18 protein-coding genes and 1 pseudogene are annotated in these 21,747 nt (G+C 67.0%); 6 read left to right on the forward strand and 13 right to left on the reverse strand.

The genetic code is table 11. The annotated features are described in order from the left end of the window. Nucleotides 1–58: 58 nt before the first annotated feature. Nucleotides 59–658, forward strand: a complete 600-nt coding sequence (locus tag AC5P6A_RS18795; protein ID WP_021204478.1) for a GNAT family N-acetyltransferase — start codon at nt 59–61, stop codon at nt 656–658. On the opposite strand, the gene AC5P6A_RS18800 is transcribed toward AC5P6A_RS18795, so the two are convergent. Beyond that, nucleotides 655–1,431, reverse strand: coding sequence for a CDP-diacylglycerol diphosphatase (locus tag AC5P6A_RS18800; protein WP_171952736.1), 777 nt, complete (start codon nt 1,429–1,431; stop codon nt 655–657). The two genes, AC5P6A_RS18795 and AC5P6A_RS18800, sit on opposite strands and share 4 nt — an antisense overlap. 68 nt (nt 1,432–1,499) lie before the next feature. Then, nucleotides 1,500–2,168 carry a decarboxylase gene (locus AC5P6A_RS18805; protein WP_180877654.1) on the reverse strand — a complete coding sequence of 223 codons (669 nt, stop codon included), beginning with the start codon at nt 2,166–2,168 and terminating at the stop codon, nt 1,500–1,502. 171 nt (nt 2,169–2,339) lie between these two features. On the opposite strand from AC5P6A_RS18805, the gene AC5P6A_RS18810 reads away from it, so the two are divergent. After that, nucleotides 2,340–2,636: an I78 family peptidase inhibitor gene (locus tag AC5P6A_RS18810; protein WP_010485066.1), complete on the forward strand. Its 297-nt coding sequence runs from the start codon at nt 2,340–2,342 to the stop codon at nt 2,634–2,636. A gap of 96 nt (nt 2,637–2,732) precedes the next feature. Here the strand turns inward: AC5P6A_RS18810 and AC5P6A_RS18815 are convergent, their stop codons facing one another. The 7 genes from AC5P6A_RS18815 to AC5P6A_RS18845 form a co-directional block, all read right to left on the reverse strand. Beyond that, complete coding sequence (locus AC5P6A_RS18815; protein WP_180877653.1) at nt 2,733–3,617, reverse strand: hypothetical protein; 885 nt, start codon at nt 3,615–3,617, stop codon at nt 2,733–2,735. 133 nt (nt 3,618–3,750) lie between these two features. Further along, nucleotides 3,751–5,457 (reverse strand): D-lactate dehydrogenase, encoded by a 1,707-nt coding sequence (gene dld, locus AC5P6A_RS18820; RefSeq protein WP_346715254.1) that lies wholly within the window; start codon nt 5,455–5,457, stop codon nt 3,751–3,753. Then, nucleotides 5,454–6,593, reverse strand: a complete 1,140-nt coding sequence (gene lldD, locus AC5P6A_RS18825) for an FMN-dependent L-lactate dehydrogenase LldD (RefSeq protein WP_332328934.1) — start codon at nt 6,591–6,593, stop codon at nt 5,454–5,456. The genes dld and lldD overlap by 4 nt, the downstream gene beginning before the upstream one ends. A gap of 4 nt (nt 6,594–6,597) precedes the next feature. Next, complete coding sequence (lldR, locus tag AC5P6A_RS18830) at nt 6,598–7,362, reverse strand: transcriptional regulator LldR (protein ID WP_005417039.1); 765 nt, start codon at nt 7,360–7,362, stop codon at nt 6,598–6,600. A 53-nt stretch (nt 7,363–7,415) separates the two neighbouring features. Next, on the reverse strand, nt 7,416–9,074 hold the full coding sequence (lldP, locus tag AC5P6A_RS18835; protein WP_155029747.1) for an L-lactate permease: 1,659 nt from the start codon (nt 9,072–9,074) through the stop codon (nt 7,416–7,418). 222 nt (nt 9,075–9,296) lie between these two features. Beyond that, nucleotides 9,297–9,749, reverse strand: a complete 453-nt coding sequence (locus AC5P6A_RS18840) for an MgtC/SapB family protein (RefSeq protein WP_005413774.1) — start codon at nt 9,747–9,749, stop codon at nt 9,297–9,299. Between the two features lie 129 nt (nt 9,750–9,878). Next, nucleotides 9,879–10,637 (reverse strand): SDR family NAD(P)-dependent oxidoreductase, encoded by a 759-nt coding sequence (locus AC5P6A_RS18845; protein WP_346715253.1) that lies wholly within the window; start codon nt 10,635–10,637, stop codon nt 9,879–9,881. 323 nt (nt 10,638–10,960) lie between these two features. Between AC5P6A_RS18845 and AC5P6A_RS18850 the strand changes: the two genes are divergently transcribed. Next, the gene (locus AC5P6A_RS18850; RefSeq protein ID WP_058981829.1) at nt 10,961–11,914 is read left to right on the forward strand and encodes a helix-turn-helix transcriptional regulator; all 954 of its coding nucleotides are present in this window, start codon (nt 10,961–10,963) and stop codon (nt 11,912–11,914) included. 165 nt (nt 11,915–12,079) lie between these two features. Here the strand turns inward: AC5P6A_RS18850 and AC5P6A_RS18855 are convergent, their stop codons facing one another. The 3 genes from AC5P6A_RS18855 to AC5P6A_RS18865 all read right to left on the reverse strand — a co-directional run bounded on the left by AC5P6A_RS18855 (nt 12,080) and on the right by AC5P6A_RS18865 (nt 15,957). Continuing rightward, nucleotides 12,080–13,990: a CocE/NonD family hydrolase gene (locus tag AC5P6A_RS18855; protein ID WP_346715252.1), complete on the reverse strand. Its 1,911-nt coding sequence runs from the start codon at nt 13,988–13,990 to the stop codon at nt 12,080–12,082. Between the two features lie 222 nt (nt 13,991–14,212). After that, nucleotides 14,213–14,599, reverse strand: coding sequence for a DUF4440 domain-containing protein (locus tag AC5P6A_RS18860; RefSeq protein ID WP_346715251.1), 387 nt, complete (start codon nt 14,597–14,599; stop codon nt 14,213–14,215). Further along, nucleotides 14,596–15,957 carry an MFS transporter gene (locus AC5P6A_RS18865; RefSeq protein ID WP_346715250.1) on the reverse strand — a complete coding sequence of 454 codons (1,362 nt, stop codon included), beginning with the start codon at nt 15,955–15,957 and terminating at the stop codon, nt 14,596–14,598. Before AC5P6A_RS18865 ends, AC5P6A_RS18860 begins: the two co-directional genes overlap by 4 nt. A gap of 105 nt (nt 15,958–16,062) precedes the next feature. Between AC5P6A_RS18865 and AC5P6A_RS18870 the strand changes: the two genes are divergently transcribed. Further along, entirely contained in the window at nt 16,063–16,968 is a 906-nt protein-coding gene (locus tag AC5P6A_RS18870; protein ID WP_134731501.1) for a LysR family transcriptional regulator, read from the forward strand. Between the two features lie 132 nt (nt 16,969–17,100). On the opposite strand, the gene AC5P6A_RS18875 is transcribed toward AC5P6A_RS18870, so the two are convergent. After that, on the reverse strand, nt 17,101–19,896 hold the full coding sequence (locus tag AC5P6A_RS18875) for a beta-glucosidase family protein (protein ID WP_171952743.1): 2,796 nt from the start codon (nt 19,894–19,896) through the stop codon (nt 17,101–17,103). 337 nt (nt 19,897–20,233) lie between these two features. Here AC5P6A_RS18875 and AC5P6A_RS18880 point away from each other — a divergent pair. Beyond that, nucleotides 20,234–20,666, forward strand: a pseudogene (locus tag AC5P6A_RS18880) (VOC family protein). Between the two features lie 370 nt (nt 20,667–21,036). Next, nucleotides 21,037–21,741, forward strand: a complete 705-nt coding sequence (locus AC5P6A_RS18885) for an AraC family transcriptional regulator (RefSeq protein ID WP_019660224.1) — start codon at nt 21,037–21,039, stop codon at nt 21,739–21,741. The last annotated feature ends 6 nt before the right edge of the window (nt 21,742–21,747 follow it).

The following is a 21,747-nucleotide window of genomic DNA, read 5'->3' on the forward strand; positions in this document are numbered from 1 at the left end:
CGCATTTTTGCAATGTTTTGAATGGTGCAGGGGGGCGGGCACGGCCATCGTGCCGGGGATGATGATCCCGTATCCCACCCCGCTTCTCCCCCCGTTGCGGCCGGTGCTGCGCCGTCACCTGCTGCAGCTGCAGGCCGCACCGGTCACCCTGCGCCCGTTCCAGCGTACCGACCTGCCGCGCTGGCGCTTGTTCGATGATCGCCGCCGGCGCGGCCGACGCCATCCGGCGGGTATCGACGAGGAAGCCCGCTTCCTGGCCCACATGCACCGTTCGCGGCTGGAGCAGGACAACGATCAGCTGATGCTGGGAGTATTCGATGACGAGCACGGCACAGTACTGGACCAGTTGCATGTCCGCCTGCAGTGCTTGCAGACGCGCTGCGCCGAGCTGCTGTCGCTGCAGCATTGGCACCCGCACGCGGATGCAGCGCTGCGGGCGCTGTGCCCGTTCCTTTTCGAGGATGTGGGCGTGCACCGCCTGTTCGTGATGCTGCCACCGGACTGCAGCAGCCCGTTCGCCACTGCACTGCACGCCTTCGGCTTCGAACAGGAAGGGCTGCTGCGCGACCATCACCTGGATCTGGACGGTTGGCAGGATCGCCAGCTGCTGGCGCTGACCGCGCCGGTCTGGCGCAGCCGCCAGCACCCCGAGAGTTAGCGGACCCGCTCCAGCGATGCGCCTGCGCCGGTCAGCACCGCGCAGGCGTGGTCCTGCAGCTCTTCAGCGCTGGCCTCGTTACCGGTGCCGGGGTCCACACGGGTGGCCAGCAGGATGAAACCCGGGCCACCCTGCACCGGATCCCGTCCCGCCACCACCAGGCTCCACTGGCCCACGTCGTCCACGCCGGCGAGGTCATAGGCCAGCAGATTGAGCGGATTGGCGGTCAGTTCCGCGCCCGGCAACAGGCGGGCCTGGTACTGATGACCACGCAGCGGCACCGGCAGCGGTGCCCAGCGGCTGCCCAGGGCAGCGGCATGCGCGTCCAACGCCTGCAGCACGTCGGCACGCAGGCAATCCACGTGGATGTGCAGCTGGTGCTGCGAACGGCCGTGCGGCGAGTTCAACGCCAGGCTCGCGACGTTGCGCGGCAGCGGTTGCCGCAAGGCCTGCTCGGTGTGGCTGCGCGCCTGCCAGGCCGCAGCAAAGTAGTTCGGTGCACCGCGCTGGTACAGGCTGCGGCTCTCGATACCGCTGACCTTGTCCAGCGGCATCAGCAGGAACTGGTAGTCGCCGTGCGCGTCCTTGACCAGCACATCGCGGCGGTCTGCGGCCGGCTCCACCCGCAGGCAGTCACCCCGGGGCCCTCCAGCGCCACGGCAGTCACGCTCGATCAACCGCCACAGCGCATCGGCATGAGCCGGTGGCGGCGGCGCGCTTGCACAGGCAGACAAGAGCAGAAGGGACGGCAGCAGGAAGGGGCGCAGGGACACGGAAACAACTCACGGAACAGGCACGGCACACAGCGCCGCGCTGCATTCTAGCCAGTGCGCTGCTGCAATCAGTAGGTGCCGAACGGCACTTCAACCACGATCGGTGCCTCGCCCTCACCCGCCTGCAGGCTGTAGCGATCCAGCGCGCCGTCGTCATCGGCGTGCGGCTGACGCTGGAAATGCAGCGGATAGCGAATGTCCCCCAGGCGGACGGCGCTGCCGTCGGCCTCCAGCGCGGCACCTTCGGGAATAAGCAGCCCGCCCAGGTCGCTGTAGGCGCCCGGCACGTCGGCGAAGCTGTAGTCGGCCAGTTCGTCCACCCGTTGCATCGCATAGACGTGCGGCACATAGGGACGTACCGGGCTGCGGCCATTGCTCAGGTCGGTCACCCAGGCCTGCGGCAGGTGGTACTGCTCACGCAGCGCGGCCACCCCCAGCGAGGGGCTGGCCACCTGCAGGCAGCACACCGTCCGCTTGCCTTCACGGTCGAGGATAGCGAAACGGTCGCCACGGGTCGCCGCCTGCGGCAGCATGGCAAAGGCCAGATTACGCTGCGCAGGCTCGTAGCCCGCTTCGGTCTGCAGGTTGCGCCAGGCGCCGAACACCGGGGTTTCGACCGCCGCAGGTTCCGGATCGGCAGCGGAGGCGGCAGACGCCACGCCCAGCAACGACAGCGCCAGCGCCAGCGCCAGCGCCGTCATCGTCTTGTTCTTGCCGCGGAAACTGCCTGACGTCATACCGTACCCAACACCTGCGCCGGAAGGGCCCGGCCTGCCTGCTGGCGTACTGCCAGCCATTGCTCCCACTATGCAATGACCACGCTGTGCCGGCAATGACCGGATCGCTGACGCCTTTCGCACGCCCGGTGCTATCGTTCCCGTCATCTTCCCCTGCGCAGGAGCGCTCGCATGTCCGCATTCCGTCTGTCCCTGTTGCTGCCGGCCTCTGCCCTGCTGCTGTCGGCCTGCGTCAGCACCCCTGGCCCGGAAGTCAAAGGCAGCGGCCGCTGCGACGCCAGCCAGCTGGGCTGGGCGATCGGCCAGCCGGCCAATGAGCCCAACATCCGCCGCCTGTCCCGCGAGAGTGGTGCCGGCCTGGTCAACCCGATCGGCCCCAGCACCATCACCACCAAGGACATCCGCCAGGACCGCCTGCGCGTGTTCGTGGACAAGGACAACGTCATCACCGCCACCCGCTGCGAGTAAGCGCCGCCTCAGTTTTTGTAGAGCCGAGCCCACGCTCGGCTGCTCTGCGGCCGGGCCACGCGAGAACCCGAGTCGAGCATGGCTCGACTCTACACTTCAGGGTTCGGTATAGCCGGCGCAGTCCGGCAGCGCCTGGTCCGGGTGGAACATGCCCTCGCGGAAATGGAACAACCGCGTATAGGTGCACGCCGGATCCTGCTCGGTGCGCAGGTCTTTCTTCTTCAGCGGCCCCTTGGCCAGCGAATCCTCGAAGCGCGAAACACCGGCCGGGAACCGGGTCGCCACGGTCTGGTAGCGCAGCACCGGCATACCCTCGGCAGCCGTGTCCAGCGCCAGCTTCGCCGAGAAGCCGTATTCGTCGTGGCAGGCACCGGCGCGCTGCCTGATGTCCTGCTCGCTGAAACAGGCGCGGATCATCGCATTGCCCAGCCATGGCACGGTCAGCACGTCGTCGTCCACCTGGATGTCGTCCTGCAGGTGGCGCACGCGTGCCAACTGCAGCGTGGACGCATCGGCACCTCCACCGGAGTACATGGTGCTGAACGTGACGATGCCGCCCACCAGCACATTCTGGCGGGCGCGCTGCTGCGGGTCGGTCACCGGTTCATCGCTGCCCACGCCAGGGGCCAGCCGCACGATCCATGGCCACAGCGACAGCTCGCTTTCCTGCGGCACGTCGATGCTGACGTGGTAGGTGTGCGGCTTGCCCCGGCCCTGCACCTTCTCAAGCACTTCCAGCACGCTCGGCCGGTCACCCTCCTCGGCAACCGGTTGCACGCGCATGCACCAGTTGCCGTCCCGCGTGCAGTCATAAAGCCCCGACGGTCCAGTCTCACTCGCGATCAGCACCTGTCCCAGCGGCTCCATCACATTGCCGGCGGTATCGCGCTGCTGCGGCAGGATCGCGGACTGGGCCAGCGCCAGCAGCGGGGTCGCCAGCAATGCGACGCCCATGGTCGTGCGGGCAACGATGATGGGCATTGAGGAGATTCCTGCTCGTGGGATCCAGATGGTAACCGCTGCCGTTGTAGAGTCGAGCCATGCTCGACTGCTGTCTGTCGGAAAGAGCAGCCGAGCATAGGCTCGGCTCTACAGCAAAGCCAGTTTGTATCCGTCAATGCCCACTACAGTCGCAGCCACCCCACCCCTTGGCCTTCGAGGTCTGGCCGATGCCCGGGTTGAACGTATTGCTCGGGTCCAGCTGCCTGTAGAAGCCCGCCAGCGCAGGCTTGGCAGGGTACAGGTGGCCGACATTGTGCTCGGCCGGATACTCGGCGCCACGCTGGTCCAGCAGCGCCCACATCGCATGCTCGATCGCCATCGGGTCTTCACCTTTGCGCGCGATGTAGTCCTGGTGGAACACGTGGCACAGGAAGTGGCCGTAGTACAGCTTGTGCAGCAGGCGCGCGTCGATATCCGCCGGTAGCTGCTCGAACCAGTCGGCATCGTCGCGTCGCAGCGCGATGTCCAGCGCGACGATGTCCTGCACCTGGTCACGATGCACTTCACGGTAGCGCACCGCGGCACCGGCCACGGCAAAGCGATGCAGGAACGCCTTGCGTCCCTCCTCCGCCGTGCAGTGGAAATAGCCGCCTTCGTGGCCGGCGAAGAAGCTGCGCAGCCAGGCCTCGGTTTCCGCAGCGTCCTGGGCAGAGACCTTCAGCAACAGGTGATGCTCGTAGCGCTGGCGGAACTCGCCCATGCGCTTGGGCAGGTGCGAGGGCAGCAGGCCCGTCAGCACCTGCATCACACGGTCGGTCACGCCGCGCAGGCCCAACCGCTCGAACCAGCCATCGACACGGCTCTTCAACGCGAACGCGGCGGGCACGCGGGAAGTGCCAAGGCGGTCGATCAGCAGGAAGCTGTCCTTGCCGTAGCGCTCGCCGATGTCATAGGCATCGCGGTGGATGTACTCGCCGGCAATCGGCAGGCGCTCGAAGCCGGTCAGCAGCTGGCGACGGATCGCGGTGAGGCTGTCGGTGCGGTTGCTGCCTATATAGAAGACCTCTGCAGCCTCTTTTTCGAAGGTGTCCAGGCGCACCGCGAACACTGCCAGCTTGCCGGCAGATCCCGCTGCCTCGAAGTGGCGGCTGGGGTCGGCATTGAAGCGTGCCGGGGTATCGGCGTCGACCTTGCGCACTTCCTCGGCATAGCGTGGGTCGGAAGCCGCACGGCCGTCGCCATCGCCCACGTCGGCGGCCGTGTAGTCACCGGCCTGCAGGCGCTGCAGGATCTGCTCGGGCGTGTCACCCAGCGCGATGTCCAGATGATTGACCAACTGCAACCGGCCCTCCGCGTCGACCTGCGCGTAAAGTGCCAGCTCGGTATAGGCCGGGCCACGTCGCACCAGCGCACCGCCGGAGTTGTTGCAGATGCCGCCCAGCACCGAGGCACCGATGCAGGACGAGCCGATCACCGAATGCGGTTCGCGACCCAGCGGGGCCAGCGTCTGCTCCAGGCGGTCCAGCGTGGCACCCGGCAGGCACAGCACCTGGCGGCCTTCGTTCAACAACTGGATGCCGGTCAGGCGCAGCGTGCTGACCAGCACGATCGGCCGGCCATAGTCATCGCCGTCCGGGGTCGAGCCGCCGGTCAGGCCGGTGTTGGCCGCCTGCAGAATGATCGCCGCGCCGCCCTGCACCGCTGCCTGCAGCACGTGCCACAGTTCCAGCAAAGTACCCGGACGCACCACCGCCAGCACCGGGCCATCGCCGAAGCGGTAGCCGCGACGGAAGCGGCGCGTGGCCTTGTCACCGGTCAGTACATGGCGACCGCCGACCGTATCGCGCAACTGCGCCAGCACCGCATCGTGGCCACTCATGGCAGGCTGGCCAGCGAATCGCGGCCGATGTCGGCGATGCGGCGCGCGCCGGTCAGCGTCATCGCCACGCGCATTTCCTTGGCGATCAGGTCCAGCAGGTTGGCCACCCCGGGTTCGCCCTGCGCAGCCAGCGCATAGACGAAGGCGCGACCCAGCAGCACGGTGTCGGCACCCAGCGCCAGCATGCGCACCACGTCCAGGCCGGTACGGATGCCCGAATCGGCGAGAATCTTCAGGTCGCCCTGCACCGCGTCGGCGATGGCCGGCAGTGCGCGTGCGGTGGACAGCACGCCGTCCAGCTGGCGGCCACCGTGGTTGGAGACCACGATGCCATCGGCACCGAACTTGACCGCATCACGCGCGTCATCCGGGTCGAGGATGCCCTTGATCACCATCGGGCCCTTCCAGAATTCGCGGATCCACTCCAGGTCCTTCCAGGAAATGGAGGGATCGAAGTTGCTGCCCAGCCAGCCGATGTAGTCCTCCAGCCCGGTCGGGTTGCCGCGGTAGGTGGAGATGTTGCCCAGGTCATGCGGGCGCCCGAACAGGCCCACGTCCCACGCCCAGTGCGGATGGGTGATGGCCTGGCCGATACGGCGCAGCGAGGCGTTCGGGCCGCTCATGCCGGAGTGTGCATCGCGGTAGCGCGCACCCGGCACCGGCATGTCCACGGTGAACACCAGCGTGGTCACGCCCTCAGCCTGTGCCCGCTCCAGCGCATTGCGCATGAAGCCGCGGTCGCGCAGCACATACAGCTGGAACCACATCGGCCGCTGGATGGCCGGGGCGACTTCCTCGATCGGGCACACCGATACAGTGGACAGGGTGAACGGGATGCCGCGGCTGTCGGCCGCGCGCGCTGCCTGTACTTCACCGCGCCGGGCATACATGCCGGTCAGGCCGACCGGCGCCAGCGCCACCGGCATCGCCAGTCTTTCGCCGAACAGCTCGGTTTCCAGGCTCAGGTCGGACATGTTGCGCAGGATGCGCTGGCGCAGCGCGATGTCGGACAGGTCGGAAACGTTGCGCTTCAGCGTGTGCTCGGCATACGCGCCGCCATCGATGTAGTGGAACAGGAACGGCGGCAGCCGGCGTTGCGCTGCGGCACGGTAATCGGTGGAGGCGGAGATGATCATGGGGTCAACCGTGTGGGGAAGGCAGGCGCGAGGCCCGCGCACGCCGGGCTTCGTTGTCATCGAGGGTGCGCAGCGTGGTGTGCACGAATTCGAGGTGGGCATGCGCGGCGGCGCGCGCGCGTTCGGGGTCGCCCGCCAGCACCGCGTCCATCATCTCGCGGTGCTGGTCGGACAACGGCGAGAAGGTCCTCGCCGAGGTGTAGAGCTTTTCGCGGCTCTGCGAGATGTTGGTCTGCAGCAGTTCGAACAGCCCGCGCATCACCTGCAGCAGCACCAGGTTGTGCGAGGCCTCGGCGATGGACAGGTGGAAGGCCGCGTCGGCCTCCGCCTCGCCGGTGGGGTCGTCCTTGCCGTGCGCGTCCATCATGGTCTGGAAGGCCTGTGCGATGCGCGCGCGGTCCTCGTCGGTGGCACGCAGCGCCGCATGCCAGGCGGTGGCACCTTCCAGCGCGTGGCGGATCTCCAGCACGTCGAAGCGGTATTCCGGGTCGCCCTGGAACAGCGGCAGGTACGGCGCCAGCGGTTCATCCAGCGCCTGCCGCGCGCGTGCCGCAGGCTCGGCCACGTAGGTGCCGCCACCGACCCGTGCGGTCAACAGACCCTGGCTGGCAAGCTGCGCGATGGCCTCGCGCAGCGCGGTGCGCGAGACCCCCAGCTGCACCGCCAGGGTGCGCTCGGCCGGCAGCCGGTCGCCCGGCCGCAGCTGTTGTTCCTGCACCAGGCCGCGCAGCTGCGCAGCCACCTTGTCCGAAATACGTTGCGTGCTCATGGCGCCATTGTGGCCCGAAGCGCGCAGCGGGTGGTCGGCCAGCCGCGCATGGCTCAGGGAATCATCCAGGTCAGCCAGTAAGCCTGGGCCAGGGTGATCAGGCCGACCATCGTGGTGAAGATCAGGCTGTGCTTGACCGTGAAGCGGAACAGATCCGATTCCTTGCCGGCCAGGCCGACCGCCGCGCAGGCAATGGCGATCGACTGCGGCGAGATCATCTTGCCGGTGACACCACCGGTGGTGTTGGCCGCTACCAGCAGCACGTCGGACACGCCGATCTGCTGTGCGGTGGTGGCCTGCAGTGCCGAGAACAAGGCATTGGACGAGGTGTCCGAGCCGGTCAGGAACACGCCCAGCCAGCCCAGAAACGGTGAGAAGAACGGGAACGCGTCGCCGGTGTGCGCCAGTGCCAGCGCCAGCGTCGCCGACAGGCCCGAATAGTTGGCGATGAAGGCGAAGGCGAGCACCATGCCGATCGAGTAGATCGGCATGCGCAGCTCACGCACGGCTTCGCCGAAGGTGCGCAGCGCCGAACGGGCCGGCATGCGCAGCGCGATGATCGCGATCACCGCAGCGAGGATGATCGAGGTACCGGTGGCCGAGAACCAGTCGAACTTGTAGACGGCTTCGTAGCTCAACGGTGCATCCACGATCGGCGGCATCTTCTGCACCATCTGGTCCAGGCCCGGCACCGGGATCTTGAGTACCCAGCTTTCCAGCGGGCCATCCCCCGCGAACAGCGACTTGAACGGCTTGATGCTCCACAGCGTGACCATCGCGGTGAGGATCAGGAACGGCGACCACGCCCTGGCGATCTGGCCAACGCTGTAGCGGGGGGCTTCCAGTGCCTGTGCGGCCGCCTCGGCGCTGGTTTCGGTATCGAAGCGGAAGATCCGCACCGGCTTCCAGCGGCGCAGGAACAGGGTCAGGCACACCAGCGACGCCAGCGACGCGGTGATGTCCGGCAGTTCCGGGCCGATGAAGTTGGAGGTCAGGTACTGCGCGATGGCGAACGAGCCACCCGCAACCAGCACCGCCGGCCACGTTTCCCTGATGCCGCGCCAGCCATCCATGATCGCCATGATCCAGAACAGCACGATGATGGTCAGGAACGGCAGCTGGCGGCCGGCCATCTGGCCGATCTCGAATGCATCCAGGCCGGTGACCTGCCCGGCCACGATGATCGGAATGCCCATTGCACCGAACGCCACCGGCGCGGTGTTGACGATCAGGCACAGGCCGGCGGCATACAGCGGCTTGAAGCCCAGCCCGACCAGCAACGCTGCGGTGATCGCCACCGGCGCACCGAAACCGGCCGCGCCTTCGAGGAAGGCGCCAAAGGCGAAGCCGACCATCAGCATCTGCAGGCGCTGGTCTTCGGTCACCGACAGGATCGAAGCGCGGATGATGTCGAACTGCCCGGTCTTGACCGAAACTTTGTAGAGGAACACCGCACCGATGATGATCCAGGCAATAGGCCACAGGCCGTAGACGAAGCCGAAACCGGCCGCGCCCAGCGCCTGGGCCAACGGCATGCGGTAAAACAACAGCGCCACACCAAGCGCGATGGCCACGGTGATCGTGCCGGCCAGCCAGCCCTTCATGCGCAGCACGGCCAGGGCAACGAAGAAGAACGCGATCGGCAGCAGCGCGATCAGGCTGGACAACCACAGGTTGCCGGCGGGGTCGTACAGGTGTTGCCAGGGCTGCATGAAGATTCTCGACTGGGAACGGAGGAGCCCACCGCAAGCGGTGGGTCGCCGTGGCCGTCGATCATTGGTATTACCATTGATGATTTCGATCAGACCACTTGTAGCAGATTTAACCGCCACTCCGACGACGAGCCTATTAGACCATAGGGCTAGCCTTCATATTGGTCCGACCATTACAAACTTCATGGTAGTGCCGGCCGCTGGCCGGCAACGCGACCTTCCCTACGAAATCCGCTTCTCCAACCGCCGCATCACCGCCAGCACCAGCACGCACAGCACGCTCACGCCGATGGCGATCACGTACTTGCTGATCCCCACCGCGATCCCGATGGCCGCCGCCATGATCAACGAGCTGGCCGTGGTCAGGCCGCTGACCTGGTCCTCGCGTGAGCCGCGCAGGATGGTGCCGGCGGCCACGAAGCCGACGCAGGCCACCACCGCTTCAATCAGGCGTACCGGATCGACCTGCAACAGGTCGCGGTAACGCTCCTGCTGGAAATGTTCGGCCACCGAGTCGCCGAGACCGACGATCAACGCGGCGGCCCCGGCGATCAACATGTGCGTTCGCAGGCCGGCGGCGTGCTTGCCCATTTCCCGCTCGACACCGAGCACACCGCCGAACAGCATCGCTGCGGCTACGCGCAGCAGGATCGAGACATCCTGGGTAAGTTCCATGGGCAGGCTCCGGGAATTTCCCTGAGCGTCGCGTGGAATGCGTGGCACAGAGGTGAAGGCCACCCCACAGTGCGTTCACCCGGTAGCGCCGGGCGATGCCCGGCGACCCCGTAACCCGCGTTCAGCGCATCACTGCGCGAGGTAGCCACCATCGATGGCGTAGTACGTGCCGGTCGCGAACGAGGCATCGTCGCTGGCCAGCCAGGCTACCAACGCGGCCACTTCCTGCGGCGTACCCAGCCGCTTCAACGCGTGCCGCCCTTCCAGCGTGGCGCGCACCTTCGGGTCCATCTTCTCCAGCAGCGGTGTGCTGATGAAGCCCGGCCCCACTGCGTTGACACGGATGCCGTCAGCCGCATGTTCCCACGCTGCGGTCTGGGTCAGCCCGACCACGCCGTGCTTGGCCGCCACGTACGCAGTGGAACCGGCATAGCCCACTTGGCCCAGGATCGAGGCCATGTTGATGATGCTGCCGCCCGTGCCGGCCGCGCGCATGGCCTGGATCTGCGCACGCTGGCACAGGAACACGCTGGTGAGGTTGACATCGATCACGCGCTGCCAGCCATCGATAGGATAGTCACCGCTGGCGGCGGTCGGCCCGCTGATGCCGGCGTTGTTGACCGCCACGTGCAGGCCGTCGAGTTCCTTGATCGTGCGCTGCACCGCTGCCTCCACCGCCGCGTCGTCGGTGACGTCCAGCGCGATGCCGATGGCCTGTGCACCCGCATCCCGCAACTGCGCCACGGTGGCATCGACCGCATCCTGCTTCAGATCCCAGACCGAGATCCGCGCGCCGGACGCCGCCAGGGTCTGCGCCACAGCCAGGCCTATACCGGACACGCCGCCGGTCACGATCGCGGTCTTGCCGGTGAGCTGGTAGTCAATCATCTGCGTTCTCCATCAGTGGGGGTATCGAAGTGGCCTGCAACAGCCAACCGCCCCACCCTACGCGCGCGCCCGTGACGGCCAGGCTGACATCGCATCTTCAGGTGATCGTTCCAGCCATAAGACCTCAACTGAAGTTTATGTATGGAATTACGTACGGATATGCATGCAAAACGCCGGCGTATGTTCGGCGGCATTTTCACTTTGGCCGTAATCGCCAATCGTTTTGACCTTATTGAGGTCAAAAGCGCGCGAATCGCGGCGACAATGGGAAACACTTCCAGTTTCTTCGACACATCCAATTCAACCTGTGTTTGCGCAGAGCGATGTCCCGATATTTCACTTTTGCTGATTACCGCCACTTCGGCGAACGCCATGGCTACGACTACCGGATCGAAGGGAGTGAACTGCGCGACGACCAATGGGCAGGGCGTGGCGACGTCCACGAGCAGTCACTGCGCGGTGGCCTGGGCCTGATCGCCTCGGACGTGCACAACCGGTTCACCTACACGGCCACCGCTGTGCACGGTGCCGGCCTGACCATCCGCCTGATGCTGCAGGGCGAAGTGGATGTCCAGTTTCCTCGTCGCAAGGGGTTCACGCTGCGCGCCGGCACAGGCATGACCACAAGTCACCATGAACCTGTTTCCATGGCCGGTCTGCATCCTGGTGGCAGCCACCTGCGCGGGGTCAGCTTGAGCGTACCGGCCGATCTGGACGTGGACATGCTGCGCCTGCCGGCACTGCAACGGGTCCTTCATTCCCCTCTGCAGTGCCGCCACTGGGCCATTCCGCATGCCTTGCTGCCAACGCTCGCCCAATTGTTCGACAGTCCCTGGCAGGACGACATCGATGCGCTGTGGCGCGAAGGCGTGGCCCTGCAGGTGTTGGCCGTCGGCCTCCAGGCCGAGGATATGCAGACCGAGCATGTACGCACACTGCGCGCCGGCCAGCGCGAGCGGCTGGAGCGCGTGCGTGCCTACCTGCATGACGACCCCAGCCATGCCCACAGCCTGATCGAACTGGCCCAGCTGGCCTGCATGAGTCCCAGTTCGCTGCGCCGCCACTTCGCACAGCAGTATGGAAGCTCGGTGTTCGACTATCTGCACGAACAGCGCATGCGCCACGCCGAACAGGGCCTGCGCGAGGACGGCTGGACAGTTGAACAGGCCGCTGCGGCCTGTGGTTACCGCCATCCCAGCAACTTCGCTGCGGCGTTCCGCAAGCGTTTCGGACTGGTGCCCAGCCGCTGGCGCACGGGCCCATCGAAGGTGGACTGAAGGCCCGGGCCCTGGCAGGTGTCGACCTTGGTCGACACGCTCCTGCGCCATCGCGGATGCCGGCCAGCGGCCGGCACTACCAACGCCGCCGGGCATGGCCCGGCGCTACCGACACCGCACATCCCTGGGTAGCGCCGGGCCATGCCCGGCGTCACCCTGGCCGCTTCAATACACCGGCAGATCGATGTAGCTCGCCTGTGCCGCGCTGTGCCAGACCCGCTGCGTGGCCTTCTGGTAATCGCCCGGCCTGGCCAGGTAAATATTCGGCACGTAAGTCTGCGGGTTGCGGTCATACAGCGGGAACAGGCTGGACTGCACCTGCACCATCACCCGGTGGCCCTTCTGGAACGTGTGGTTTGCGTTGGGCAGATCGAAGCGATACGGCAGCACCTGGTTGGCGGCCAGAGGCTTCGGATCGGTGAAGCTCTCGCGGTAGCGGCCACGGAAGATCGCCAGCGACACCGGCAACTGGTAGCCCCCCATCTCCGGCGTGGACGCTTCCTGGTCCGGATACACGTCGATCAGCTTCACCACCCAGTCGCTGTCGGTGCCACTGGTCGAAGCCTGCAGGTGAACCACCGGCGCGCCGCCGATGCGCAGCGGCGCGGTCAGCGGTTCGGTGATGAAGGTCAACACGTCCGGGCGCCCATCGACGAAGCGCTGGTCCTTGACCAGCCAGGTGGTCCACATGTCGCGGTCGCCGAAGCGGATCGGGCGCGGCACGAACGGCACCGGCTTGGCCGGGTCGGACACGTACTCCTCGAAGTCGCCCTCGCCCGCCGCTGGCGCCTGGAACGCCAGCTTGCCGCCGGCACGCAGATACAGCGGCTTGCTGCTGGCGGAACAGCCCTTGTCACAGCTGCGCGGCCAACCCTTCAGGCGGTCCCAGTGGTTTTCGCCGGTGTTGTAGATCAGCACCGGTGGCGTATCGGCCTTCGGCGCGCCATCCACCAGGTACTGGTCGAAGAAGGGCTTGAGCACGTCGCGGCGGAACTGCAGCGCGGTATCGCCGTCGAACTTCAGCGCACCCAGTTCGCTGCCGCTGTAGTTCACCTGGCTGTGTCGCCACGGGCCCATCACCAGGTAATTGCGGTTGTTGCCGCTATCGCGTCCTTCCATCGCCTGGTAGGCGTGGTTGGCACCCCACATGTCCTCCTGGTCCCACAGGCCCTGCAGCCACATGGTCGGCACCTTCAGCGGTGTCTTTGCCATCACCGCGTCCAGCGCCTGGCCCTGCCAGAAGCCGTCGTAGGCCGGATGCTCGACCAGCTTCTTCCACCAGGTCAACTGGTCCACGCCGGTGAAACGCGCGTAGTCGCCTGCCGAGCCGATGCGGAGGAAGGTGCTGTAGTCGTCGTAGCCGAGGCTGGGCAGCGGCGTACCCTTGCCGCGCTTCTCGGTCTGCATGGCGAAATAGTTGAAGTTGACCTGGCGGAACGCACCGTAGTTGAGCCAGTCGTCGCCCATCCAGCCATCAACCATCGGGCTCTGCGGTGCGGCCACCTTCAGTGCCGGGTGCGGGTCGGTCAGCGCCATCACCACGGTGAAACCCTCGTACGACGAACCGAGCATTCCGACCTTGCCATTGCTCTCCGGCACGTTCTTCACCAGCCAGTCGATGGTGTCCCAGGCGTCGGTGGAATGGTCGACTTTGGTGTTGTTCAATGGCCCGCGCAGCGGCCGGGTCATCACGTAATCGCCCTCGGAGCCATACTTGCCGCGGATATCCTGGAACACGCGGATGTAGCCGCCGTCGACGAACACCTCGTCACCCTGCGGCAACAGGTCGCGCATGCGCGGCGAATCACTGCGGCTGGCGCGACCGGCAGCATCATAGGGGGTCCGGGTCAGCAGAATCGGCGCATTGTGGGCGCCCTTGGGCACCACGATCACCGTATACAGCTTGGTGCCATCACGCATCGGCACCATCACCACGCGCTTGTCGTAGTCGCGACCGACATCCGGGGCAACGAAGGGCTTGCCGCTGATATCCGGGGTCATCGGCGGGGTATCGGCGGCCAGCACGGTGCTGGACAGGCAAAGGGCAATGGCTACAGCGACGGCACGCACACGCATGGACAACCCCTCCCGGCAGGAAAGCCTCAAGCCTACTCCTGCCCCGGGCCGTGAAGTGTGTGCAGGCTTTGCATTCTGCGGTGGATGCGGGTAGGACTGATGGCACATGTGCTGCCCGACGGGCACGCATCCATCTGGCCGTTGTAGAGCCGAGCCCACGCTCGGCTGGGGCCACCGCAACCTCCCCGAAGAGCAGCCGAGCCTGGGCTCGGCTCTACAACATCAGGCTGCCGTTACTTCATGCAACGCCAGCCAACGCCAACGGCCGTCTTCCTGCCGCAGCACGGCCAGTGCTTCACGCCAGACCATCCCACCTTCAGCAACGCCCTGCCCTTCACGGTAGCGGAGCATCGCCAACGGTGCCGGCACCGTAATGAACTGCAGGGCATCGATTTCGATACGCAAGCCCGGGCGGGCACCATGGCCGCCAGCGAACATGCCGGCTAGGGCTTCGCGGTCCAGGCGCTGCCCGGCAACACCGACCATGCTGAAGTCGGTGCAGAAATGATCCATCAGCGCATCCAGCGTACTGGCGGCTGCTTCCGCACGGAACCAGGCCTGCAGCTTGGCGATCAGATCATGGAACTCGTTCTCCGCGGTCATCGTCATTGCATTGTCTCGGGTTGGGAAAGAGAGATCGATTGCGGCCGACGCAGCAATACCATCGGCAGCAGAGTCAGTAGGGCGGCCAGCCCCAGCGCCACGCGCGTGGCGTTTGCCGGCAGCCATTGCATGGCCAATGCCAGCAGCAGCGCAATGGCGGCGGTACCGAGGCAGAAGCTGAGCTGACGGTTGAGGTTCCAGAGGGCACTGGCATCGCCCAGCGCTTCACCCTCCACGCCATGGAAGGCCAGCGTCTGCGCCGTGCTGCTGCACAGGCTGCCGCCCGCCCCCATCAGCGCGAACAACAGCGCGGCCAACGCGAAGGCCGGCTGCGGCAGCAGCGCCATCAACAGCAGGCCGCTGGTCTGAAGCAGCATGCCCACGCGCAGTACCGTGGCCGGGCCGAAACGGGCCAGCAGGCGTTTGCTGGCAGTAATCGCCACGGCCGAGGCCAGCGCCCAGGGCAGCATCAACGCGCCGATGCGTGCCGCGCTGTAACCGGCCTGGTGCAGCTGCAGGGTACTGACCAGCTGGCTGCCGATGAACACACCGGGCACTGCCAGATAGACCACCATCGCCAGGCGCAGGCCCCGATGGGACAGCAGCGACCAGCGCAGCAGGGGCTGCGCCTGCTGCCGTGCATACCGCAGGTGGGCCGCCGCCAACAGCATTGCGATCAACAGCAGTACGGCACCGGCGGCCCGATGGCCGGGTTCACCCAGCCAGGTCAACGCCAGCAGCAGCGCGCCCAGCGCCAGCATCGCGGTGGACAGCGCATAGGCCTGCAGGCGCGGCGCACTGCGCGCGCCATCGGCTGGCATCCACGCCAGCACCAGTCCAATCGCCACCACGGCCAGCGGCAGGCTGGCCCAGAGCACGCCGCGCCAGGACAACCACTGCACCAGCAGCCCACCGAGCGCGGGCGCCAGTGCTGGTACCAGCAGCGCAACCAGCAGGATGCGGCGGGTCAGCGTGCCACGCTGGTCGGGCGTGCACTGCCGGTACGCTGCCGCCTGTGCCACCGGAATCAGCAGGCCACCGGCCAGGCCCTGCAGCAGGCGCCAGCCCAGCAGCCAGCCAATACCCGCTGCTGCGCCGGCCAGCGCAGCGGCAACCGCGAACAGCAGCAACGCCACCAGCAGCAGGCGACGCTCACCACAGCGCGCGGCCAGCCAGGGCGCCAGCGGGATCACCACGCTCAGGCCCAGCATGTAGGCGGTGCCCACCCAGGCCAGGGTGCTGATATCGGCGTGCAGCTCCGCTGCCAATACCGGATAGGCCACCGTGGCGATGAACATGTTGACCAGATCCAGAGCGAACACCAGCAGGAAGATCGCCTCATGGCGCAGGCGGGGAGACGGCATCGGCGGCGCTCCAACAGGGAAGCGGCCAGCATGCCGTGCGGGCCTTGTTGGAAAAACACGACAGCAACTGCAACACTGTCAAATCCACTTTGACAATGAATTGCCATGGTCAGCCTCGATCGCTTCGATATCTTCCGCGCCGTGGTCGAGGCCGGCAGCCTGACCGCTGCGGCTGATCGCCTCGGCCTCAGCCGCGCGGTGGTCAGCTTCAACCTGAAGCGGCTGGAGCAGGAGCTGGGCGTGACCCTGCTGTTGCGCAGTACCCGCCACCTGGCCCTGACCGAGGCCGGCGAACAGTTCCTGCAACACTGCGTGCAGGCACTGGATGCCGCACAGGCAGCCATCGATGCCGCGCGCCGCGACCAGCACCAGCTGCAGGGTGTGCTGCGCCTGACCACCACGCCGGAGTACGCCCAGCTACGCTTGATTGCTGCGTTGGAGGCGTTTCGTGCTCGGCACCCGGCCCTGCAGCTGCACCTGTCGACCTCACCGGCACCGGCCGACCTGATTCCCGAGCGGTTCGACCTGGCAATCCGTCTTGGCCGCCTGCCGGATTCGGGCCTGCACGCCAGCGAACTGGAACGCCATCCACTGTGCCCCGTGGCGGCTCCGTCCCTACTGGCACGCCTGCCCTCTGCCGATGCTGCCGACGACCCCGTGCAGCTGGGCGCCCTGCCCCGCCTCGGTTACCCGCGCCTGGCCGACGTGCCGGTGATCGCGCCTGATGGCAGCGGCGCCCTGTTTGCCACCAACCCGGGCAACGCGGTGGTACGCGTGGATGGTGCCAGCAGCCTGCGCGCGTTCGCCCTGGCCGGCGCCGGGGTCACCGTTCTGCCACGCTGGCTGATCGAGGACGACCTGGCCCAGGACCGGCTGCGCCCGGTGCTGCGCCAGCACCGCTTCCCGCAGCAGAGCGTGTACGCGGTCTACCCGCACAGCACGCAGCCCTCGCCGAAGGTGCGGCAGCTGATCGATTTCCTGCGCGGGTGGTTTGGCAGCGCGCCTGTGTGACTTCCGCGCTCGCCGGGCATGGCCCGGCGCTACCCGATCACCACAGCCCTGGTAGCGCCGGGCCACGCCCGGCGAGCGCAGCGGTACCCCACAAACAAACACGGCCCCTTCCGGGGCCGTGTCTTCAAGGCATCAGCGCAGCACCTGCTCCACCAGCTGCACGTCCACGCTCTGCAGCGGCTCGGCCGCATTGCGCGACAGCTGCACCTGGTAGGTGCCGCCGTCGATCTTCCACTGGCGGGCCTGCGCATCGTAGTGCGCCAGCGTCTTCGGCTCGGCTTCGATGCGGATGCGGCGCTGTTCGCCCGGCTGCAGGGTCACCTTGTCATAGCCGATCAGGCGGATCGGCGTGGTGCTGCCGGCCGGCAGCTTCAGGTACAGCTGGGCCACGTCGGCACCGGCGCGCTTGCCGGTGTTGCGAATGTCCACGCTGGCGACCAGGCGCGAGCCTTCCACACTCACCTTGAGGTTTTCATAGGCGAACGAGGTGTAGGACAGGCCATGACCGAACGCGAAGGTGGGCTTCAGGCCCTTGGCCGCCATCCACTTGTAACCGACGTTGGCACCTTCGATATCGAAATCGAACACATCACCGAACGGCTTGGCCGGCTTGAAGCCGAGGCCGTCGATGTGCGGGCGCGGCAGCTGCGATTCGTCCACCACCCAGGTCACCGGCAGGCGGCCGGACGGATTGACCTGGCCGGTCAACAGCGCGGCAATGCCTTCGCCACCGCGGATGCCCGGGTACCAGGCCTGCAGCATCGCCGGCACCTGCGCCAGCCATGGCGTGCGCACCGGGCCATTGGTTTCCAGCACCAGCACGGTCTTCGGGTTGGCCTTGGCCACCGCCGAGATCAGCGCGTCCTGGTTGTCCGGCAGCTGCATGTCCGGCAGATCCACCGATTCGGCGGCCCACTGGGTGGCGAACACGATGGCCACATCCGCCTGCGCGGCCGCCTTGGCCGCGGCGGCGACGTTGGTGCCGTCCACGTACTCGATGGTCGCGTCCGGACGCGCTGCGCGCAGCGATTCCAGCGGCGAGGACGGGTGGAAGATCACCGGGCCCGGCCAGGTGGTCGGCAGCACGCCCGGCACCGCATTGGTGCCCTTGGCGGTCACGCCCACCATCGACGAACCACCGCCACCGATCACGCCCTTGTCGGCATGGCCGCCAATGATGACGATGCGCTTCACCGTGTCGGCCAGCGGCAGCAGGTTGCCTTCATTGCGCAGCAGCACGCTGCCCTCTTCCACCGTGCGCTGGGCGACGGCGAAGCCGGCCTCGGCATCCACCTTCTGGTGCTGCGGCGGGTTGTCGAAGTTGCCATGCAGGAACATCGTGCGCAGGATGCGCGCGACCATGTCATTCAGGCGCGCCTGCGGCACCACGCCGCCATGCACGGCCAGGCGCAGCGGTTCATCGAAGAACACCGCCGCGTCGAACACCTCACCGGCCGACTGCTGGTCCAGGCCGGCCAGCGCAGCCTTCGAGCCACTGTGCACGCCGCCCCAGTCGGACATCACGAAACCGGGGAACTTCCATTCCTGCTTCAGCACCTGGTTCATCAGGTAGCCGTTCTCGCAGCCGTAGGTACCATTGATCTTGTTGTACGAGCACATCGCCACGCCCGGGCGGCCGGCTTCGAGCGCGATCTCGAAGGCCAGCAGGTCCGACTCGTGCATGGCCTGTTCGCCGATGCGCACGTCGTGGAAGTTGCGCCGGGTCTCCATGTCGTTCAGCGCGAAGTGCTTCATCGAGGAGATCACGTGCTGGCTCTGCACGCCCTGGATCAGCGCGCCAACCATCGAGCCGGCCAGCAGCGGATCCTCACCGGCATATTCGAAGTTGCGGCCGTTGCGTGGGTCGCGCTGCAGGTTGACGCTGCCCGACAGCAGGATGTTGAAGCGCTGCTGCCATGCCTCGCGGCCCATGGTCGCGCCGCCGGCGAAGGCGACTTCGCGGTTCCAGCTGGAGGCGGTGGATGGGCCGGACGGCATTGCGGTGGCGAAATCGCCCGGGCGGATACCGCCCGGATTGGTCACGCCGACACCGGCATCGGCCGACTGCTGCGACGGGATGCCCAGCCGCGGTACGCCCGGCACGAAGCCGGCCGAACCGACCGCACCTTCCGGCAGCGGGCCACCGTCTTTGCCCAGCCCGAAGTAGCTGTGCAGCATCTGGAACTTCTCATCCTCGGTCATCGCCTTCAGCAGCAGCGCAGCGCGCGCATCGGCGTTGAGGGCGGTGTCCATCCATGGCTTTTCGCCGTGCTTGTCGGCGGCATAGGCCAGTGTCAGCAGGGTGGCGCGCAGGGTGCTGCCCTCCATCTTGAACGGTGCGCTGCTGGCGGCCTGGAAGCCGTCGCTGAAATAGCTGGCATCGGCTTCCAGCGCCACCCGCGCCGGATCGAAGCCTGCGGCCTTGGCCGATTCACCGGCCACTGCGCCGAGCAGCACCGCCGGGGCGCCCAACCGCGAACGGGTGACCAGCGCCGGCAGCTGCACCGCACCTGCACCGGCATCGGTATAGACCGCCACGGTATGGCGGCCATCGTCCAAGCGCAGGTAGTTCAGGCCTGGCTGGTCGGGGCCGGATTCGGCGGCGATCGGCAGCCGGGTCAGCACGGCCTGGCCGCGCTGGGTCTGGCCGTCGTCCTTGCCGGCGGCAACGAAGCGGTATTCATAGCCCAGGCCGTCGGCCAGCACCTGCAGCGGATCGACCTGGCCGATGCCGCGCTGCACCTGGCGCACGCTCACCGCGTCCACCTTCAGGCTCTTCAGTTGCGCCGCCAGGGCCGGCATCGCCTCGGCGTTGGGCGCCTGTTCCAGGGTCAGCACAGTGAACGCGGCGGGGTCGGCCCAGGCCGGAGCGGCCAGTGCGGCAGACAGGGCCAGAGACAGTGCAAGCGGTTTTGTAAACGTTTTCATCGGCAGGCGTAATTCCGTTGCCAAGGCAATCGGTCCAGGGAAAGTGCCGCCGAAGGGTGCAGCGTTCATGCCGCGCAGGGGTTGCCGGGCAACGTCCCGCAGGCCGAAGGGCGGGCCGGTCTGCGCGCGGGACCCTCCTCCCGGCGTGACAACCTGCCTGCCCGGGCCGCGCAGGGCGACCCAATCCTGTGAAGATTGTGCGAGGGCGTTCACACCTGTCAACAGGACCTAAGTCACAGGGGCAACCTGGCCCGCAGTTATCAGGCCATCACTGGCGGTCATCAGCGCGCCGCGCAGGGCTGCCGATAATGCAGGTCCCTGGCCACGAATCGAGCCCATGAACGTACATCGCGACTTCGACCATCTCTGGCGCGACCGCTGTGACACCTCCAGCCAGCGCGCACCGCGTGCTGATCCGGGTGTTCGTGGCTCCGGGCGAGCTGGAGCGCAGCGTGGCCTTCTACGAGCAGTTGCAGGGCGTGGTGGCCGATGCGGGCTTCCCGTTCCCGGAAGCCGGGCTGCGCCTGGCCATGGTCGGCGCCTTCCTGCTGATCGAAGGCAGCCAGGCGGCACTGGCCCCGTTCACTTCGACCACGGGGACACTGCTGGTCGATGACGTTCGGCCCTATCACGACAAACTGGTCGCGGCTGGCGCCGAGATCATCTTCCCGTTGCAGGTGGTACCGACCGGGGCGGCGTTCAACGCGGTGCATCCCGATGGCACGGTGGTCGAGTACGTGCATCACCGGCCCGACCCGCACGGCCGGTGAGGGTGCGCACGGCCGGGCTGCGCCCGGCACCCGCGGTAGTGCCGGCCGCTGGCCGGCAACCTCAGAAGCAAAGGCGGCTATCCGTGGGATGGGGGGGTGGGTCCGGCTGCGGGGGGCGCTGCAAGTACGTCCATGTAAGCTCGGTCGCCGCTTGCTCGTGTGCGCTGTCCTGCGCACACGGCAAGACCTGGGTTGGGCGTCCTGCCCAACCCGCCCGAGGCATGCCTCGGGCCCATGGCGCTCACGCCCCCGCAACCGGACCCACCCCGCCTTCTACAGTCTCTCGCGACCTGCAGTAGATCCACGCCATGCGTGGATGCTCTTCGTTTCATTGTCGAATTACTCGATTCCGATGGAGATTCATCCACGCATGGCGTGGATCTACAATCCCGTCATGTCTTCCCCCGCCCTGCCCTGGAACGGCACGTTGCTGCTGGATGCGCACGCCGCCGTACTGCACGGTCATGCCGGTGACAGCGCTTCGCATGCGCACTACGCCCATCAACTGCTGTTGAGCGACGGTACGTCCTGGCACATCGAGATCGATGGCGTGCAGCAGCAGGGCCAACGGCTATGGCTGCCTTCGTTCCAGCCGCACGCGATCCTGTCAGCGCCGGAAGCGGGCTGTACGGTGTTCCTTGAGCCGGCGCATGCCGATCCCGAACAGATCCAGCGGCACCTGCATGCGCTGCCGGGTAACGCGCTGGCGCTGCACGACTGGCTGCCACGGCTGAGCCGCCCGCAACCGCTGGACCGCCGCGTGCAGGCGGCACTGGCCCGTATCGCCCAGCACCTGCCTGGCCCGGTGCCGGCTGCCGACATCGCCAAAGCGGCGCACCTATCGACCAGCCAGCTGCACCGGCGCTTCCAGTCCGAGCTGGCAGTGACCTTGCGCGGCTGGGTGCTGTGGCAACGGCTACGCACTGCGCTCACGCATCATCTGAGCGGTCACAACCTGACCGACAGTGCGCATGCCGCTGGATTCGCCGATCTGGCCCATCTCTCGCGCAGCCTGCGCCGCATGTTCGGCATCGGTGCCGCGCAGCTGCAGGGCCTGCAGCTGCACGCGGCCTGACATGTT

This window comes from Stenotrophomonas sp. YJH_SMC_20, from assembly GCF_059367845.1.